17 protein-coding genes and 1 pseudogene are annotated in these 18777 nt (G+C 71.3%); 1 reads left to right on the top strand and 17 read right to left on the bottom strand.

Features of this window, described 5'->3' with window-relative positions; translation table 11 throughout:
* Positions 1-66: 66 nt before the first annotated feature.
* From lepB (ACN26Z_RS08695) to ftsY, 17 genes and pseudogenes are all read right to left on the bottom strand, one after another.
* On the bottom strand, positions 67-702 hold the full coding sequence (gene lepB, locus ACN26Z_RS08695) for a signal peptidase I (protein WP_282239688.1): 636 nt from the start codon (positions 700-702) through the stop codon (positions 67-69).
* Between the two features lie 9 nt (positions 703-711).
* A pseudogene (gene lepB, locus ACN26Z_RS08690) lies at positions 712-1580 on the bottom strand (signal peptidase I).
* Positions 1581-1765: 185 nt separating this feature from the next.
* The gene (gene rplS, locus ACN26Z_RS08685) at positions 1766-2122 is read right to left on the bottom strand and encodes a 50S ribosomal protein L19 (protein WP_093401691.1); all 357 of its coding nucleotides are present in this window, start codon (positions 2120-2122) and stop codon (positions 1766-1768) included.
* A gap of 145 nt (positions 2123-2267) precedes the next feature.
* The gene (gene trmD, locus ACN26Z_RS08680; RefSeq protein ID WP_282239690.1) at positions 2268-3041 is read right to left on the bottom strand and encodes a tRNA (guanosine(37)-N1)-methyltransferase TrmD; all 774 of its coding nucleotides are present in this window, start codon (positions 3039-3041) and stop codon (positions 2268-2270) included.
* A gap of 15 nt (positions 3042-3056) precedes the next feature.
* Positions 3057-3611 carry a ribosome maturation factor RimM gene (rimM, locus tag ACN26Z_RS08675; protein WP_282240586.1) on the bottom strand — a complete coding sequence of 185 codons (555 nt, stop codon included), beginning with the start codon at positions 3609-3611 and terminating at the stop codon, positions 3057-3059.
* Between the two features lie 2 nt (positions 3612-3613).
* Positions 3614-3847, bottom strand: a complete 234-nt coding sequence (locus tag ACN26Z_RS08670; protein ID WP_013732101.1) for an RNA-binding protein — start codon at positions 3845-3847, stop codon at positions 3614-3616.
* Between the two features lies 1 nt (position 3848).
* Positions 3849-4310: a 30S ribosomal protein S16 gene (rpsP, locus tag ACN26Z_RS08665; RefSeq protein ID WP_093401694.1), complete on the bottom strand. Its 462-nt coding sequence runs from the start codon at positions 4308-4310 to the stop codon at positions 3849-3851.
* 249 nt (positions 4311-4559) lie between these two features.
* On the bottom strand, positions 4560-5207 hold the full coding sequence (locus tag ACN26Z_RS08660) for a DUF402 domain-containing protein (protein ID WP_093401695.1): 648 nt from the start codon (positions 5205-5207) through the stop codon (positions 4560-4562).
* Positions 5208-5345: 138 nt separating this feature from the next.
* A complete protein-coding gene (proS, locus tag ACN26Z_RS08655) occupies positions 5346-6752 on the bottom strand; it encodes a proline--tRNA ligase (RefSeq protein WP_396887028.1) in 1407 nt (468 codons plus the stop codon).
* Between the two features lie 173 nt (positions 6753-6925).
* Positions 6926-8005, bottom strand: a complete 1080-nt coding sequence (locus ACN26Z_RS08650; protein ID WP_282239692.1) for an amidohydrolase family protein — start codon at positions 8003-8005, stop codon at positions 6926-6928.
* A gap of 18 nt (positions 8006-8023) precedes the next feature.
* On the bottom strand, positions 8024-8611 hold the full coding sequence (locus ACN26Z_RS08645) for a Uma2 family endonuclease (protein WP_421460595.1): 588 nt from the start codon (positions 8609-8611) through the stop codon (positions 8024-8026).
* Positions 8612-8677: 66 nt separating this feature from the next.
* Positions 8678-10237, bottom strand: coding sequence for a signal recognition particle protein (ffh, locus tag ACN26Z_RS08640; protein ID WP_282239694.1), 1560 nt, complete (start codon positions 10235-10237; stop codon positions 8678-8680).
* Positions 10238-10454: 217 nt separating this feature from the next.
* Complete coding sequence (locus ACN26Z_RS08635; protein ID WP_421460594.1) at positions 10455-12836, bottom strand: [protein-PII] uridylyltransferase; 2382 nt, start codon at positions 12834-12836, stop codon at positions 10455-10457.
* Between the two features lie 11 nt (positions 12837-12847).
* The gene (locus ACN26Z_RS08630) at positions 12848-13186 is read right to left on the bottom strand and encodes a P-II family nitrogen regulator (protein WP_166458079.1); all 339 of its coding nucleotides are present in this window, start codon (positions 13184-13186) and stop codon (positions 12848-12850) included.
* Positions 13187-13211: 25 nt separating this feature from the next.
* On the bottom strand, positions 13212-14477 hold the full coding sequence (locus tag ACN26Z_RS08625; RefSeq protein ID WP_232511052.1) for an ammonium transporter: 1266 nt from the start codon (positions 14475-14477) through the stop codon (positions 13212-13214).
* Positions 14478-14790: 313 nt separating this feature from the next.
* A complete protein-coding gene (locus tag ACN26Z_RS08620; RefSeq protein WP_170863284.1) occupies positions 14791-15654 on the bottom strand; it encodes an aminoglycoside phosphotransferase family protein in 864 nt (287 codons plus the stop codon).
* 6 nt (positions 15655-15660) lie between these two features.
* The gene (ftsY, locus tag ACN26Z_RS08615; RefSeq protein WP_093401704.1) at positions 15661-16845 is read right to left on the bottom strand and encodes a signal recognition particle-docking protein FtsY; all 1185 of its coding nucleotides are present in this window, start codon (positions 16843-16845) and stop codon (positions 15661-15663) included.
* Positions 16846-17031: 186 nt separating this feature from the next.
* Between ftsY and ACN26Z_RS08610 the strand changes: the two genes are divergently transcribed.
* Positions 17032-18741: an alkaline phosphatase D family protein gene (locus ACN26Z_RS08610; RefSeq protein ID WP_282239696.1), complete on the top strand. Its 1710-nt coding sequence runs from the start codon at positions 17032-17034 to the stop codon at positions 18739-18741.
* Positions 18742-18777 lie beyond the last annotated feature (36 nt).

The following is an 18777-nucleotide window of genomic DNA, read 5'->3' as shown; positions in this document are numbered from 1 at the left end:
GACGCCGCCCACGCCCCGGCGCAACCGGCGCTGCCCGTCGTCGACGGCGCAGCGGGCCGGCCCTGGTCAGGACTCCGGAATGGCGTCGAACTCGTCCGGCACGGTCAGGATCCGGGCCCGGTCGAACGGCCAGAAGATGGTGAACGCCCGTCCCACCACGTCGTCCTCGGGGATGGTCGCCGACTGGATGTTCTGCCCCGACTGCTGGTAGTGCTCCAGCGAGTCCCCGGAGGCGGACCGGTGGTCGCCCATGACCCAGAGCCGGCCGTCGGGCACCTGCACGTCGAACTCCTGGTCCGCCGGCTTGTCCCGCTGACCGTCGACCGAGAAGATGTACGGCTCGTCCAGCGGTGTGCCGTTGATCAGCAGGCGGTCCTGGTCGTCGCAACAGACCACCCGGTCGCCGCCGACGCCGATCACCCGCTTGATGAAGTCCTCTCCCGCCGGATTGCCACTCCATTCCAGCGGCGCCTTGAAGACGATCACCTCGCCGCGATGCGGCGAACGGGTGTGGTAGACGAGCTTGTTGACCAGCACCCGATCGTCGATCTGGAGAGTGTTCTCCATGGACGGCGACGGGATGAAGAAGGTCTGCAGTACGAAGGCGCGTACCAGTACCGCGACCAGGATCGCCACCCCGAGGAGGATGGGCAGTTCCTTCCAGAAGGAGTGGCGCGGCTTGTCGGTCTGCTCGTCAATCACGGAAGGAGCCTACGTTGCCCGATCGAGCGCCACCGTCCGGAACGCGCGAGAACGGATAGTGTGGCCGCAATCGGGAGGAGCAGGACGACACCTCCGTCGGGGTCGGGGCGTACCGGGGCCGCACCACCCGCCGTGGGGGGTGGGGCGACGGTGGCGAAGGTTTCGGGGATCGGCAGCGAATTCCACCGGTCGGACGGCCAGACCACCGCGAACGCCCGTCCGACCACGTTGTCGATCGGTACGGTGCCCTGACACCGGGCGTCCAGCGAGACCTGCCGGTGGTCGCCGAGGACGAACATGTGACCGGGCGGGACGACGATCTCCTCGAACCGCCGGGAGCGGCACTCCTGTGGATTCGGCGGGACATCCAGTGGCGAGTCCCGCAGCACGTACGCCGACTCGTCCAGCGGAGTGCCGTTGACCAGCACCCGCCCCTGGTCGTCACAGCAGCTCACCCGGTCCCCGGGCAGCGCGATCACGCGCTTGATGAAGTCCTTCTCGCCCGGACGGCCGACGCCGATCAGATCACCGATGGTGCGGCCGAGCTTGTCGGCGAAGGTGGTGGGCGGCTGCGCGTCCACCTGCGGAACCCACTGGTCGGTGCCCCGGAAGACCACCACCTCGCCCCGCTGCGGGTTCCGGACGTTGTAGACGACCTTGTTGACCACCACCCGGTCACCGACGAGCAGGGTGTCTTCCATCGACCCGGAGGGGATGAAGAACGCCTGGAGGAGGAAGGTACGGATCAGCACCGCCAGGCAGAAGGCGACGATGAGCAGCAGCGGCAACTCCTGCCAGAGCGGCATCTGCCGTTTACTGCGTCGGGTGCGCCGACGCCACGGATCGGCCGCACCGCTGTCGTCAAGCGCCTGTACCACGCTCACTCCCCGGTCCGCAGAAACAACTACCGCCCGGGAACCTCGTCGAGGCTCCCCGGGCGGTAGTGGAGGTCACCCGCCACACAGGAGGCGGGTCACCGCCGCGCTGCGCCCGTACGACCAGGGTAGTGCGACCTGGGCGGTACAGCATATGCGCAGCTCGGGCGGCGTGGCGTAGCGCGACGTCAGCTCGGCTGCTTCTCGCGCAGCTCCTTGATCTTGGCCTTCTTGCCCCGCAGCTCACGCAGGTAGTAGAGCTTGGCCCGGCGGACGTCACCGCGAACCACGACCTCGATCCGGTCGATCGCCGGGCTGTTGATCGGGTACGTCCGCTCGACGCCGACGCCGAAGCTGAGCTTGCGGACGGTGAAGGTCTCGCGCAGCCCAGCGCCCTGGCGACGGATGACGACGCCCTGGAAGATCTGGACCCGGGACCGGGCTCCCTCAACCACCCGGGCGTGCACCTTGACGGTGTCACCGGCACGGAAGTCGGGCAGGTCGGTGCGCTTCGACTGGGCGTCAAGGGCGTCCAGGATGTTCATCGCTGCGTCCTCGTGAGGCTCACGGCGCACCGTCACTCGGCGCGCGGATGGGTGATACTGATCCCCGGGTGGTGGTCGGTGCGGACCGACCCCGGTCGGAGATCCTCGCAGCCGCCCACGGGCGCAGACGACTGCGGCAACCCCCCTACTTTGCCACATCCGGTCCGGGCACCTGAAATCCGGCCCGGTCCAACGCCGCGACGTCCCGTTTGTCCAGGCTCTGCGGATCCAGCCCGGTGAGCATGTCCGGCCGGCGGCGGCCGGTGCGGGCCAGCGCCTCGTCGCGACGCCAACGGGCGATCCGGCCGTGGTCGCCGGAGCGGAGCACCTCCGGCACCGGCAGTCCGCGCCAGGTCGCCGGCTTCGTGTACATCGGCGCCTCCAGCAGCCCGTGCGCGTGGGACTCCTCGGCCAGCGAACCGGCGTTGCCGAGCACCCCCGGCAGCAGCCGGGTCACCGCCTCCAGGATCACCAGCACCGCCACCTCGCCGCCGAAGAGCACGTAGTCACCGAGGCTCACCTCGGTGACCGGCATCCGCGTCGCCGCGTGGTCGAGGACCCGCTGGTCGATGCCCTCGTACCGGCCGCAGGCGAACAGCAGGTGCGGCTCGTCGGCCAGCTCGTGGGCCATCGCCTGGGTGAAGGGCACGCCGGCCGGCGACGGCACCAACAGCCGCGGCGGGGTCAGCTCCGCTGGTGCCAGGGCGTCCAACGCCTCGCCCCACGGCTCCGGCCGCATCACCATGCCGGGCCCGCCGCCGTACGGGGTGTCGTCGACGGTGCGATGCACGTCGTGGGTCCAACCCCGCAGGTCGTGTACGGCCAGCCGCAGGGTGCCGTTGGCCCGCGCCTTGCCGATCAGCGACAGGTCCAGCGGGGCGAAGTACTCCGGGAAGATCGACACGATGTCGACGCGCATCAGGGGCTCCGCCAGCTAGAGATCGAGCAGGCCGCCGGGTGGGTCCACCACGACCCGGCCACCGGCGAGATCGACCTCGGAGACGATCGCCTTGACGAACGGGATCAACGCCGTGTGCCCCTCGGGCCGCCGCAGCACCAGCAGATCGGAGGCGGGGGCGTGGTCGATCCGGGCCACCTCACCCAGTCGCTCGCCGGTCGGCGTGACCACCGCCAGCCCGACCAACTGATGATCGTGGAACTCCTCCGGATCCTCCGGCGGGGCGACGTCGGCGCTGTCCACCGCGAGCAGGGTGCCCCGCAGCGCCTCGGCGACGTCGCGGTCCAGCACCCCTTCGAAGGCGACCAGCAGCCGCTCCTGATGCCGACGCGCGGACTCGACTGTCAACGTGTCGGGCGTCCGGAACAGCACACCGGGAGCGTCCGGTGCGGGTTGGGCGGCTTTCACCCCCGGCACGGTGCTCAACACCATGCCGGGGGCGAAACGCGTCTCGGGCTCGTCGGTACGCACCTCCACGGTGACCTCACCGCGGATCCCGTGCGGCTTACCGATCCTGCCGACGATGAGCAGCATCAGTACGAGTCGACGATGTCGACGCGTACGCCGCGCCCACCGATGGAGCCGATCACCTGGCGCAGCGCCTTGGCGGTCCGGCCGGACCGCCCGATCACGGTGCCCAGGTCCTCGGGATGCACCCGGACCTCCAGCCGCTTCCCTCGACGGGAATCGACCATCCGGACGCGGACGTCGTCGGGGTGGTCGACGATGCCCTTGACCAGGTGCTCCAACGCCGGCCGCAGCGCCATGTCAGGCCTGCTCGCCGGAGTCCGCGGCGGGCTGCTCCTCGGCCTTCGGGGCCTCCTCGGCCTTCGGCGCCTCGGCGGCCTTGGCGGCCTTCTTCGCGGGCTTGGCGGGGGTGTCGGCCACGCCTGCGGCAGCCTTCGCCTCGGCCTCGTAGGCCGCCTTGCGGTCGGCCCGCTCGGCAGCGACCTTCAGCGGCGGCGGGGCGGGCAGGCCCTTGAACTTCTGCCAGTCACCGGTCAGCTCCAGCAGCCGCTGCACCGCCTCGCTGGGCTGGGCGCCGACGGAGAGCCAGTACTGGACCCGCTCCGACTTGACCTCGATGACCGAAGGGTCTTCCTTCGGCTGGTAGATGCCGACGAACTCGATCGCCCGGCCGTCGCGCTTGGTGCGTGAGTCGGCGATGACGATGCGGTACTGCGGGTTGCGGATCTTGCCCATCCGCAGGAGCCGGATCTTTACGGCCACGGTTGTTTCGCTCCTGTTGCGATCTCACCGACCCGGTACGGGTGGTGTGCACGGGTGAGCGCCAACCGGCACAGTGGGGTTGGGCCGGAGACTGCTCGGGTGGACTGACGACGTGCCCGGGTTAGAGGGCGCCGGACACGCGCCGGATACCAGCCAGCCATTCTGCCAGATCCCCACCGGAACGCTCACACCGCACCTGCCAGGGTCACCCGAGGCGGGGCTCACGTGACGAAGAACACATGAATCTGGTCAGCGCGCCGGCGGGCGATTCCAGCCTTCGGGCAGGCGATCGGGGGCCGTCCAGTGCGCCGGCGGGGTGAAGTCGCACCAGGTGCCGTCGAACGGGAAGACGCCCGCCTCGGCCAGCGCGATCACCCGTTTACCCTCGGCCCGCACCGCCGCCTCGTCGGTCACCCAGTAGTGCTCGGGGAAGGCCAGCCGCTCGACGAACTCGTCCTCGTCCTTCCACTCCCAGCTGCGGTCGGGACGGACCCACACGTCGAGGTCCTGGTCGACGATGTCCACACCGGCCAGCCCGCCGTCGTCCCAACGGACGCCCGATTCCTCCAGGTTGACGTACCAGCCGGCGAAGCGGCCCCGCACGTCGCGGAACCACCAGACGGAGTGGGCCGCACCGGTCGGCAGGAACTTCAACAAGGGTGGACCGTTCCAGCGGCCCTGCGCCAGCCGGTAGGTCGGGGTCAACCACTCCCGGAAGGGCACCGCCCGCATGCCCAGCCCGGCCTCGTTGACCTCGCCGGCCACCGGCGTGCCCTCGGCCACCCAGAGCAGCAGCCCCCGCTCGTCGTCACTGACCACCCGCGCCGGCCGGACCCAGCCGATCCGCCCCCGCCGCACGTTGCGGTGCACGACCAACCGCCCCGGCTCCAACCTCACGCCCCCGACCCTACCTTCGCCCTCCCGCCCCCTCCCCACCCCAAACCGTTGATCATGAGTTTGGCGGCAGCTCGCCAACCTCACGATCAACCGAAGCGGGCCGGAGGCGGGGCGGGGCCGCGGGGGCCGGGGGTGGGGTCAGTAGGCGCGGGCGAGGATGGTGATGAGGTCGGGCTCGTCCTCGGTGTCGGGAACGGTGCCGTCGGCACGGACCAGGCAGCGGACGGTGACGCCCTGGGCGTTGGCCTTCGCCTCGCCGTCGACGCCGACCGCCGACCACGGGACACGGGCCCAACCGGTGGTTGCCGCCTCCAGCGCCTCGTCCAGCGTCGCCACATCGACCGTGCGCGACTCACGGAAGGCGAGCGCCTGGTCGTGCAGCGCCCGCTGGTCGGCGTCGAGTGCGGCGAGCACCGCACCGACCACGTCCGCCACCGGCGTGGGTGCCTTCGAGCCGTCGGTACGGCGGACCACCACAGCGTTGCCGGCGGCCAGGTCGCGGGGACCGACCTCGACGCGTACCGGATAGCCGCGCAGCTCGGCGTCGACGGCCCGGCGGCCGAACGGGGTGTCGGTGCGGTCGTCGAGCGCGACCCGGACACCGGCGTCCCGCAGCGCGTCGCGCAGCTTGGCCGCCGCCTCGGTGACTCCGTCACCGTCCTTGACCACCATGACGTACGCCTGGGTCGGCGCCAGCCGCGGCGGCACCCGCAGCCCGTTGTCGTCGCCGTGGCACATGATCAGGCCGCCGAGCATCCGGGTCGAGGTGCCCCAGGAGGTCGTCCAGGCGTGTTCCCGGCCACCTTCGGCCGAGGAGTAGCTGATGTCGAAGGCCTTGGCGAAGTTCTGACCCAGCTCGTGACTGGTGCCGAGTTGGAGCGCCTTGCCGTCGCCCATCATGCCTTCGCAGGTGTAGGTGGCGGTTGCCCCGGCGAAACGCTCGCGGGCGGTCTTGAGCCCGACCACCACGGGGATGCCGAGCACGCTCACCATCAGGTCCTCGTACGCCTCATGCAGGATCTTGCGGGCGTAGGCGCGCGCGTCCTCCCGGGTGGCGTGCGCGGTGTGCCCCTCCTGCCAGAGGAACTCGCTGGTCCGCAGGAACACCCGGGGACGCAGCTCCCAACGGACCACGTTGGCCCACTGGTTGAGCAGCAGCGGCAGGTCACGGTAGGAGTCGATCCACTTGGCCATGAACTCGCCGATGACCGTCTCGCTGGTGGGTCGTACCACGACCGGTTCGGCGAGCTGCTTGCCACCACCGTGGGTGACCACAGCCAGCTCCGGTGAGAAGCCCTCGACGTGCTCGGCCTCGCGCTTGAGGTAGCTCTCCGGGATGAACAGCGGGAAGTAGGCGTTCTCCGCGCCGGCCGCCTTGATCCGGTCGTCCATCTCGGCCTGCATCCGCTCCCAGATGGCATAGCCGGCCGGTCGGATCACCATGGTCCCTCGCACCGGCCCGTTGTCGGCCAGCTTCGCCTTGGCGATCAGATCCTGGTACCAGCGAGGAAAGTCCTCAGCCCGGGGAGTAAGCACGCGCGCCATGACCGCACATCCTATGCGCCCGCCCCCCGCCCCCCGCCACCCACGCCCAACCCACCCCCACCGCCGAGCCCACACCCCGCGTTGATCAAGAAGTTTGCGTCGGATTCGGCGCTGCGGTCGACGCAAACTTCTTGATCAACGCGGGGTGTGGGCCGGGGAGGCCCGGGGGCGGGTCAGGGGAGGGGGTGGCCGCGGAGGATGAGGCGGGTGGGGGTGTGGAGGGTGGTGAGGTCCTGGCGGGGGTCCCGGGGGTAGATGGCGAGGTCGGCCAGGCCGCCTTCGACGAGGCCGGGAAGTCCGAGCCAGGCGCGGGCCCCCCAGGAGGCGGCGGCGAGCACGTCCAGGGTGGACATTCCGGCCTGCTCGTGCAGCAGGAGCATCTCCTCGACGGCGAGGCCGTGGTCGATGCCGCCACCGGCGTCGGTGCCGACATAGATCGGCACACCCGCCTCGTACGCGGACCGCACCACCTGCGGGAAACGGTCGCGCAGGGCGAGCATGTGCTCGGCGTACCCGGGGAACTTCGCCCGGGCCTGGTCGGCGATGTGGCCGAAGGTACGAATGTTGATCATCGTGGGGATCAGCGCGGTGCCCTGCCGGGCCATCAGGTCGATCAGGTCGAGGCTGAGCCCGGTGCCGTGCTCGACCGAGTCCACCCCGGCCCGCACCATGATCTCCACCGCGGACTCGCTGAAGGTGTGCACGGCGGCGCGTACCCCGGCGGCGTGGGCGGCGGCCACCGCGGCGGTCATCGTGTCGGCGTCCCAGGCCGGCGCCAGGTCGCCGACGCCCCGGTCGATCCAGTCGCCGACCAGCTTCACCCAGCCGTTGCCGGCGGCGGCCTGCTCCGCCACGGTCGCGGCCACCTCGGCGGCACCGACCTCCACGCCGATGTCGCGCAGGTACCGCTTGGGCGGTGCCACGTGCCGGCCGGCCCGGACCAGCCGGGGCAGGTCGGGTTCGTCGTCCAGTTCCGGGTACGGGAAGGGCGATCCCGCGTCCCGGAGGGCGAGGACGCCGGCGTCCCGGTCGATCCGCGCCAGCGCACGCGCCTGGTCCAGCGAGGTGATCGGTGCCCCGCCCCGGGCGATGCCGATGTGGCAGTGCGCGTCCACCAGACCGGGCAGGATGAAGCCGCGGTCGGCGACCGTCTCCGCGCCGGGCACCGGGTCGAAGGTGACCCGGTCGCCGACCAGCCACAGGTCGCGTACCTCGTCGTCGGGCAGGAGCACACCGCGCACATGCAGAGCCATGCGCACAGTCCTACCCGATCACTGCCCGTCGCGCGCCATAAGCCCGGCTCGCCGCACGGTGAGCGCGGGCAGGTCGACCGACACCTTCCAGGGCCGCTCGGTGACGAAGAGATCCTCGGTGTGGGCGGCGACCTCGTAGTCACCGGACGGACTCAGGGTGTATTCCGTAAGCGTCATCTTCTCGTGCAGCGGGTCGACCACCCAGTACGACCGGACCCCCGCGTGGGCGTAGACCTTGGCCTTGTCGTACAGGTCACGGAAGGTAGAGGTGGGCGGGATGACCTCGACGGCGAGCAGCGCGTCCTCGACCGGGACGGGCGATCGGTTGGCGTGCTCCCGGCGGATGGCGACCACGTCGGGTCGGGGTTCGTTGCGCCTGTCGATCCGCATCGACAGGTCGATGCTGACCAGGTAGTCGGGTGGGCAGTTGCCCTCGAGCGCGAGCAACAGCTCGACACAGAGGTCCTGATGCAGGGCGGTCGGCGATGGCACGATCAACCTTCCGTTGACCAGTTCGTACGGAAGGTCCTGCGGCAGCTCGCCGAGGTCGTCGACCGTCCACTCCGAGCGCTCGGGTGGGATGGGCAGCATGGGGGCCACGGTCATGACTCCTCCTTCGAGGGGCGGCATCACCCTAAGCGCCGACAACACCACCCGCCGCCACCGACACGCTCAGCGGGGCGGCTTGCCGTCCTTGCCGAACTTGTTGAAGTCGATCTTCGGCAGCTTGAAGCCGGGCGGCAGGCCCTGACCGGCGGCCAGGTCGTCGGGGCTCATTCCCGGCGGCAACTGCGGCATCCCGCCCGGGAAGCCACCCTGCACGCCCCGGGTGCCGGCGCCGCTGCGTGGCCGGTTGCCGCCCTTGGTGCCCTTGCGCTTGTTCTTCGGCGACTTGGTCGCCTTGCGCCGCCCGGCCCCGGGCAGGCCCATCATGCCGCCCATCTGCTTCATCATCTTCTGCGCGTCGGTGAAGCGGTTGAGCAGCTGGTTCACGTCCATCACGGTGACGCCGGAGCCGTTGGCGATCCGGGCCCGCCGGGAGCCATTGATGATCTTCGGGTTGGTGCGCTCGGCCGGGGTCATCGACCGGATGATCGCGGTGATCCGGTCGAAGTGCTTGTCGTCCAGCTCGGCGAGCTGGTCCTTGACCTGCCCCATGCCCGGCATCATGGCCAGCACGTTGGCGATCGGCCCCATCCGGCGTACCGCGATGAGCTGGTCGAGGAAGTCCTCCAGGGTGAACTGCTCGCCGCCCATCAGCTTGGCGGTCATCTTCTCTTTCTGATCGGTGTCGAAGGCCGCCTCGGCCTGCTCGATCAGAGTGAGAACGTCGCCCATGCCGAGGATCCGGCTGGCCATCCGGTCGGGGTGGAAGACGTCGAAGTCCTCCAGTTTCTCGCCGGTGGAGGCGAACAGGATGGGTTGCCCGGTCACCTCACGGACCGACAGCGCGGCACCACCACGGGCGTCGCCGTCGAGCTTGGAGAGGACCACGCCGGTGATGCCGACGCCGTCGCGGAACGCCTCGGCCGTCCGCACCGCGTCCTGACCGACCATCGCGTCGATGACGAAGACGACCTCGTCGGGGTTGACCGCGTCGCGAATGTCGGCGGCCTGCTGCATCATCTCCGCGTCGATGCCGAGCCGGCCGGCGGTGTCGACGATGACGACGTCCCGGGCGGCCCGGCGGGCGTGCTCGATGGAGGCCTTGGCCACCTGCACCGGGTCACCGACGCCGTTGCCGGGCTCCGGGGCGTACACCTCGACACCGGCGCGGCCACCGAGCACCTGGAGCTGCCCGACGGCGTTGGGACGTTGCAGGTCGGCGGCGACCAGCAGCGGCTGATGCCCCTGGGCCTTGAGCCAGCGGGCCAGCTTGCCGGCGAGCGTGGTCTTACCGGAGCCCTGAAGACCGGCGAGCATGATCACGGTGGGCGGCTGCTTGGCGAACTGGAGCCGTCGCCCCTCGCCGCCCAGCACGGCGATCAGTTCCTCGTTGACGATCTTGATAATCTGCTGGGCCGGGTTGAGCGCCTGCGAGACCTCGGCGCTGCGCGCCCGCTCCTTGACGTTCGCGATGAAGCCCTTGACCACCGGCAGCGCGACGTCCGCCTCCAGCAGCGCGAGGCGGATCTCGCGCGCGGTGGCGTCGATGTCGGCGTCGGTGAGACGTCCCTTGCCGCGGAGCTTGGTGAAGATCCCGGAGAGGCGGTCACTCAAGGTGTCAAACACGCGAACATCCCGTTTGTCAGTGTTCCGATGAGCACGAGCGAGGCCGGGTGAGCTGTCCGACCACCGCTAGGGTAGCCCGCCACCCACACCCCCGCTCCCGCCCGCCCAGCCCCCGCGAGCGCCCGGGCGCCACGATCTGTGGCAGTTGCGGTATCCGACACGCCGGTCAGTTGACACCTTTACTGCCACAGATCCGGCGCGGGAGCCAGGCGGGCCGCTACACGGCGGCGAGGACGGCGGCCTCCAGGCGGGCCCGTTCCTCCTCGGAGGGCCAGCCACCGACCAGGTAGAAGGCGTCGACCACGTCGCCGCCGAGGGTGGCGATCCGGGCCGCCCGGACCTGAGCGCCGGCCGCGTCGAGCGCGCTGGTCACCCGGTAGAGCAGGCCAGCGGCGTCGGCGGCACGCAGTTCCAGCAGTACCGCGTCGGTGGCGGCGTCCCGGTGCCAGACCACCCGCGGTTGGGCCCCGGCCCCCCGTGCGGCCAGGGCCCGACCGCGTAGCCGCTGGGTCACCGACACGTCACCGCGCACCGCGCGGCGCAGGTCGGCGCTCAGCGCCACCGGATCCGGGGCCAGTCCGTAGCGTGGCTGCACCCGGCACTGCACCAGGGCCCGTCCGTCCACCGTCGAGGCGTCGGCGGCGAGCACTTCCAGCCGGTGCAGGGCCAGGCAACCGGCCACCGTCGCGAGCAGGCCCCGACGATCGGCCGCGGCCACCGCCACCCGGTCCCCAGTCAGGTGTACGACCGGCAGTGGCCCGGCCACCAGCGCCGGGTCCGGTGCCGGCGGGGCGGGTACGTCGCCCGTGTCGAGGGTGGTGCGGACCCGGGCGACCAGCTCGGCGATCAACCGGCCCTTCCAGTCCGACCAGGCGGCCGGGCCGGTGGCGGCGGCGTCGGCGCGCACCAGCGCGTACAGCAGGTCGAGGGTGGTGACATCGCCCACCGACTCGGCCACCCGGGCGATGGTGACCGGGTCGGACAGGTCCCGCCGGGTGGCCACCTCCGGCAGCACCAGGTGCAGCCGGACCAGCGTGCCGATCAGCGTCGCCTCGGTGGCCGGTAGGCCGATCCGGGTCGCGATCCCCTCGGCGATCGGCGCGCCCACCACGCTGTGGTCACCGGGGAGCCCCTTGCCGACGTCGTGCAGGAGCGCGCCGAGCAGCAGCAGGTCGGGGCGATCCACGTCGCGGGTGTGCCGACCGGCCTCGGCGGCCGTCTGCACCAGGTGCCGGTCCAAGGTGAACCGGTGCACCGGGTTGTGCTGGGGCAGGCTGCGCAGCCGGGTCCACTCCGGCAACCATCCGTCGATCAGCCCGTACCGGTCGCAGGTCTCCCAGGCCGGGATCATGCCGGCGCCGGCACCGAGCAGCGTGGTCAGGGCGGCGCGGGCCTCGGCCGGCCAGGGCGTCGGCAGCGGCGGGCAGTACGCGGCCAGCCACTCACAGGTGGCCCGGGCGATCGGCAGCCCGGTGGTCGCCGCGGCGGCGGCCATCCGCAGCGACAGGCTGGCGTCGGGGCGGGCGCCGATGGCGGTGCGGGCCAGCACCAGTTCGCCGTCGTGCTCGACCACGTCCCGGGCGACCGGGCGGCGCAGCGGCCTGCCGTCGGCGCCCCGACGGCGACCGGAACGCAACCGGTCGGCGGCGCGGAAGGCGTCGTCCAGGGCGTGGCTGATGGTCCGGGCGTCACCGGCGACCCGACGCAGCAGGGTGTCACCGTCGCCCTCCTCGGGACGCGGCGCGGGGCCCGACCGCTGGTCCGGTGACGCGCCGGCCGGCTGCGGCGGCACCCCGCCCGGCGGAACGCCCTCGGCTACGCCGGACGGTGTCCGACGCAGGCCGAGCAGGGCGGCCACCCCGTCGCGCTCCTGGGCGAGCAGCCGGTCGACGCGCCGGCCGAACTGCTGGTGCAACGCGTCCCGGGTGTCCAGCAGCCGCAGGTGCGCGGCGTGCACGGCGGGTCGTAGCGCGTCGGTGATCCCGGCGGTGGCGATGGCTCGCAGGATGCCGACGTCACGCAACCCTCCGGCCGCCTCCTTCAGGTCGCCCTCCAGCAGGTGGGCCAGTTCGCCGTGGGCCTGCCAGCGGGCGGCGGTGCTCTCCCGCAGGGGCGCGAGTTGGCGGACCGCGGTGCGCCGCCAGTGGTCGGTGGCGCTGCGCACCAGCGTGTCGGCGAGGTCCGAATCACCGGCGACGAGCCGGGCGTCGAGCAGCCCGAGGGCCACCTTGACGTCGTCCTGGGCGACCGACAGCGCCTCGGCGACGGTCCGGACCGAGTGGTCCAGCCGCAGCCCGGCGTCCCAGATCGGATACCAGAGCGCGGCAGCCAGTTCGTCGATGCCGGGCACCCCGGCGTGCACCAGCACCAGGTCGAGGTCGCCGTAGGGAGCGCACTGCCGCCGGCCAAGGCCGCCGACCGCGAGCAGCGCGACGCCCGGCCGGTCCGGCAGCAGCCGGGCCAGCCAGGCGTCGTACGCGTCGGCCCGGGCCCGACGCGCCGTCGCGCCGACCCCGGCCGGTACGCCGACGACCTCGTTGACCAGGAGGTCAGCGCTGCCGGGGGGTTCCGAGGCTGTCCTACTGGTCAACGAGGTCATCGATCATCGCCCTACAGTGCGTCCAGGCCGCGCTCGCCGGTGCGGACCCGGACGACCTCCTCGACGGCGGTCACCCAGACCTTGCCGTCACCGATCTTGCCCGTCCGGGCGGCCGACACGACGGCGTCGACGATCTTCTCGACGTCGATCTCGTCGGTGAGCACCTCCACCCGGATCTTGGGCAGGAACTCGACGGTGTACTCGGCGCCCCGGTAGACCTCGGTGTGGCCCTTCTGCCGCCCGTAGCCCTGGACCTCGCTCACCGTCAGACCGGCCACGCCCAGCGTGTGCAGGGCCTCCTTGACGGCGTCCAACTGGTGCGGCTTGATGACCGCGGTCACCAGCTTCATGTCCAACCCCTCCATTCCCGAAACGTTAGCCGGCGACCTTTTCGCTTACCGGTTCGGTGGGCTCGGTCTTCGACGACGCCGCCGAGGTGCCGATGCCCGCGGCGGCGAACGCGCCACCGCCACCACCCGTGGAGCTGAACTCGTACGCGCTCTCCGCGTGCTCGGCGTTGTCGATGCCCTCGACCTCGGCGTCGGCGCTGGCGCGGAAGCCGATGGTCTTGTCGATCACGAAGCCGATGAGGTACGCGACCACGAACGAGTACGCCAGCACGGCCACCGAACCGAGGGCCTGCTTGCCCAGCAGCGTGATGCCACCGCCGTAGAGCAGACCGTCGTTGCCCTCACCGGCCAGCACCTCCATCGCCAGGAAGCCGATGAGCAGCGAACCGATGATGCCGCCGACCATGTGCACGGCGACCACGTCGAGCGAGTCGTCGTACTTGAGGCGGTACTTGAGGCCGACGGCCAGCGCGCAGACGACACCGGCGATGACGCCTAGCGCGATGGCGCCGAGCGGCTCCAGGAAGGCGCAGGCCGGGGTGATGGCGACCAGGCCGGCGATGGCGCCGGACGCCGCACCGAGGGTGGTCGGCTTGCCGTCGCGGAGCTTCTCCACCAGCAGCCAGCCCATCACCGCGGCGGCGGTGGCGACCTGAGTGTTGATGAAGGCGACCGCGGCGGTGCCGTTGGCGGCCAGCGCCGACCCGGCGTTGAAGCCGAACCAGCCGAACCACAGCAGGCCGGCACCGAGCAGCACCATCGGCAGGTTGTGCGGCTTGAAACTGTCCTTCGGCCAGCCCACCCGGCGACCGAGCACCAGCGCCAGGGCGAGCGCCGCGGCACCGGCGTTGATGTGCACCGCGGTGCCACCGGCGAAGTCGAGCACACCCAGCTCGAAGATCCAGCCACCGCCCCACACCCAGTGCGCCACCGGGAAGTAGACCAGGGTGGCCCACAGGCCGGCGAAGAGCAGCCACGGGCCGAACCTGGCCCGGTCGGCGATCGCGCCGCTGATCAGCGCGACGGTGATCACGGCGAACATCAACTGGAAACCGGCGAACAGCAGGTCGGGGATGCCACCCTCGGTCCCGCTCTCCAGCATGCCGCGCAGACCGGCGGCGGAAAGATCACCAGTGATCCCGCCGACGTCCTCACCGAACGCGATGCTGTAGCCGTAGAACACCCACAGCAGGCTGACCAGGCCGATCGCCCCGAAGCTCATCATCATCATGTTGAGCACGGACTTGGACCGGGTCATGCCCCCGTAGAACAGCGCCAGGCCGGGCGTCATGAGCAACACCAGCGCGGCTGAAGTCAAAATCCAGGCGGTGGCACCAGAATCTAGCTCCGGCACGCTGCCTCCTCTCGGGTTGTTTTCTCCCTCCCTCCCGGCACCGCGCAGCATCGCCCGTACGCCGGTTGCGCGGAAGCCTGGTAGTCCGCTGTTTCACCAAGGGTCCCCGGCTGGTTTCCGAACCGTGACGGCTTGTTTCGGACGTGTGAAGAAAGACGCACACCTCAGCGCTTCGACGGGGGTGGATCGGCCATTTGGTGCCGGTCTATCCCCCCGACGGCCCAGAGACCGCCGGGAGACCCCGCAGATCTCAGCGCAGGGCGTGCTCGAGGGCGTGTCGCTCGTAGTCGAGCAACCGCAGATCCCGCATCGGCCGGCGCAGGTGGCCCTTGTGCACGATCCGGACGAAGGCCGGCTCCCCCGCCGCGGCCATCCGACGGATGCCCTCGACGTGGTCGACGATCCGCTTGCGGATGGTCCGGATCAGCCGGTGCCGGTCGCGCGGAATCAGCCCGTACGCGTCGGCGAAGAGCCGCAGCCGACGCGGCCGGTCCGGGCGCTTCCAGCCGAGGGTGATGGAGTCCCGGTCGGAGAAGATCGGCACCCAGGTCCACGCGGCGTACGCCACGTCGTAGATCCGGGCACCGGGCGAGGCGAGATCGAAGTCGATCAGCCCGAGGGTGCCGTCCGGCCGCCAGATCACGTTGTGCGGTGCCGCGTCGTGGTGGCAGATGACCTCGGTGTCCGGCGGCGGTGGGCCGAACGAGCGCCACACCGCCTGCGGCGGCGGCACGAAACCGTACTGGGCGTCGTGGAACATCCGCAGCATGGTGGCGACGGTGACCAGCGCCTCGTCGGTGACCCAGTGCGGGGCCAGCGGGTACTCCCCGCACTCCCCCTCCAGGTACGACAGCACCTCCCGGTTGCGCTCGTCCATGCCGAGGGCACGAGGGGCACCGGTGAATCCGACGTACTCCAGGTGACGCAGCAGGGCGTGCACCGACGGGGTCCACGGCCCGGCGTTGCGCCGCACCGTGTCACCGACCCGCACCACGGTGCTCACGTTCCCGCCGTGCAGCGGGATCTCCTGCGAGGTCACGTACGGTCTCCCGAGGCGCTGCGACGGGTGGCTCGGGTCGCGCCAGCCCGCGTACGCGCGATCGTCTCTGGTCACCCGAGGTTACGCGGTCTGACCGGAGGACTCGGTACCCAGCAACGCGTCGACGAACTGCGCCGGGTCGAAGGGCGCCAGGTCGTCCGGGCCCTCGCCGAGGCCGACCAGCTTCACCGGGATGCCGAGCTTGCGCTGCACGGCGATGACGATGCCGCCCTTGGCGGTGCCGTCGAGCTTGGTCAGCACCACCCCGGTGACGTTCACCACCTCGGTGAAGACCCGCGCCTGCTCCAGCCCGTTCTGACCGGTGGTGGCGTCGAGCACCAGCAGTGTCTCGTCGATCGGGCCGTGCTTCTCCACCACCCGCTTGACCTTGCCCAGCTCGTCCATCAGGCCGATCTTGTTCTGCAACCGGCCGGCGGTGTCGACGAGGACCGTGTCCACGCCCGTCTCGATGCCGCGCTTGACGGCGTCGAAGGCGACGCTGGCCGGGTCGGCGCCCTCGGGGCCACGGACGGTCTCGGCCCCGACCCGCCCGGCCCAGGTCTGCAACTGGTCGGCGGCGGCGGCCCGGAAGGTGTCGGCGGCGCCGAGCAGCACGCTGCGACCGTCGGCGATGAGCACCCGGGCGATCTTGCCGCAGGTGGTGGTCTTGCCCGCGCCGTTGACCCCGACCACGAGCAGCACCGCCGGCACGCCCTCCTTCGGAGCGGTGTGCAGCGACCGGTCCAGCCCCGGGTCGAGCGCGTTGACCAGCTCGGCCGCGAGCAGGGACCGCAGCTCGGCCACCGACCGGGTACCCAGCACCCGGGTACGCTCCCGCAGCCGGTCGACGATCTCCCGGGTGGCGTCGACGCCCACGTCGGCGGTGATCAGGCTGTCCTCGATCTCCTCCCAGACGTCCTCGTCGAGCCGGTCCCGGCTGAGCAGGCCGAGCAGACCCTTGCCGAACACGTTCTGCGATCGCGACAGCCGGGAGCGCAGCCGCACCAGCCGGCCGGCGGTCGGCTCGGGCACCTCGACGGTCGGTGCCGGCGCCTCGACCGGCGGCTCGACCAGGACACCGGTGGACAGATCGGCCTCCGGTGCCTGCACCGGCGGGCCGGCGAGATCCTCCTCCGCCCGGGTGTCGACCTCCGTACGCGGCAACGGCGGCTGCGGCCGTCGACGCAGCCGCGGCACGACCAGCCCGATGCCGCCGAGGATCAGCAGACCGAGCAGGGCGAGAGCGATGAGGAGGTAATCCGTCATGCCGGAATCCTGTCAGATGCCGGCGATCACGTCTCAGCCACCGCTCCCGCCGGGCGCGGCGGTTCCCAGCCGCCCGACCGCTCGCGGCGTCCGCCCAGGAAGCGGCGGTAGTCTCGGCCACAGTTGGCAGTGGTGCGCCGCCGGCCGGGTAGTAAAGGATGAAGTTCTCTCGTCTGGAGGTCCCGTATGCCCGCCGAGCTGCTCATCGGCCCCCTGCTGCGCCGGGTCGTCGGCACTCGGGCCACGGTCTGGGTGGAGACCACGACACCGACTGTGGTCACCGTCCGCACGGCGGGCGGCGCCACCGGCACCGCCCCCACCTTCAGCGCGTACGACCACCACTACGCCCTGGTGGTGGTCGATGGGCTCAACCCGGACAGCACGACCCCGTACGAGGTGCTGATCGACGACGAGGTGGTCTGGCCGCAGCCGGAGAGTCGTTTCCCGCCCAGCGTCATCCGTACCCGGGCCACCGACGACCGGGACCAGCCGGTCCGGCTGCTCTTCGGCTCCTGTCGGGAGACCACCCAGCACGCGACCACCCGCAAGTTGCCACCGGACGCGCTCGACGCGTACGCCCGGCGGGTGATGGCCGACCCGGACCCGGCGGCCCTGCCCGACCTGCTGCTGCTGCTCGGCGACCAGGTCTACGCCGACGAGACCTCGCCGACGGTGAAGCGCCTGCTGCGCCGCCGCCGGCGACGTCCGGAGGGTGCCCCGAAGGACCAGGTGGTCAGCTTCGACGAGTACACCAAGCTCTACCTGGAGTCGTGGCGCGACCCGGAGATCCGCTGGCTCCTCTCCACCCTGCCGACCGTGATGATCTTCGACGACCACGAGATCATCGACGACTGGAACACCTCGGCCTCCTGGCGCGCCGAGATGCGCGAACAGCCGTGGTGGGCCGAGCGGATCACCAGCGGGCTGGCCTCCTACTGGGTGTACCAGCACCTGGGCAACCTCTCCCCGGACGAGATCGCCGCGGACCCGGTCTTCGCCAAGGTGAGCGCGGCGGAGGACGCCACCGGGGTGCTGCGCGAGTTCGGCGCGCGGGTGGACACCGAGGCCGACCTGGCCCACGACACCGAGCGCTGGCGGGCGGTGCAGTACCAGTGGAGCTACGCGCTCGACCTGGGACGCACCCGGCTGGTGATGCTCGACAACCGGTGCAGCCGGGTGCTGCAACCCGGTCGGCGGGCGATGCTGCCGCCCGGGGAGTGGTCGTGGTTTCTCGACCGCGCCCACGGTGGCTACGACCACCTCGTGGTCGGCTCCTCACTGCCCTGGCTGCTGCCGCCCGGCATCCACCACGTCGAGACGTGGAACGAGAAGCTGGCGGACTCGCCCCGGCCATGGGTCGCCGGCCTGGGCGAACGGCTGCGCCGCGCGCTGGATCTGGAGCACTGGGCAGCGTTCCGTCGCTCGTTCGACGCGCTGGCGGAGCTGTTCGCCCGGATCGGCGCCGGCGCACCCGGTACACCCGACGACCGCAAGGGCGCCGGGCCGGCGTACCCGCCACCGGCGTCGATAAGCGTGCTCTCCGGCGATGTGCACCACTCGTACGTGGCGAGAGTCAGGTTCGCCGACCCTGGTGTACGCACACCGGTGCATCAGCTCACCTGCTCACCGATCCACAACCAGGTGCCGGCCGGGATGCGCCCGCTGATGCGGCTCGGGTGGGCGCGGGGCCCGGCCGGGGCGGCCCGTGCCCTGGCCCGCACGGCCGGGGTTCGCCGCGCGCTGGTCAAGTGGCGCAAGCTGGCGGGGCCCTACTTCGGCAACGCGGTGGCGACACTCACCCACGCCGGACGCGGGGCCGAGGTGGTCATCGAGGGCACCACCGGTGACGGTCACCTGCGGGAGGTCGCCCGGCACCGGCTCGCCGACGGCCGCTGAAATTTGTCGTCGGTCGTCAGACGTTCGGGCCACAAT

This window comes from Verrucosispora sp. WMMD703, assembly GCF_049178935.1.
Lineage (GTDB): Bacteria > Actinomycetota > Actinomycetes > Mycobacteriales > Micromonosporaceae > Micromonospora > Micromonospora sediminimaris.
The sequence above is the reverse complement of the archived record's forward strand: the minus strand, read 5'-3'. Positions and strand labels throughout refer to the sequence as shown.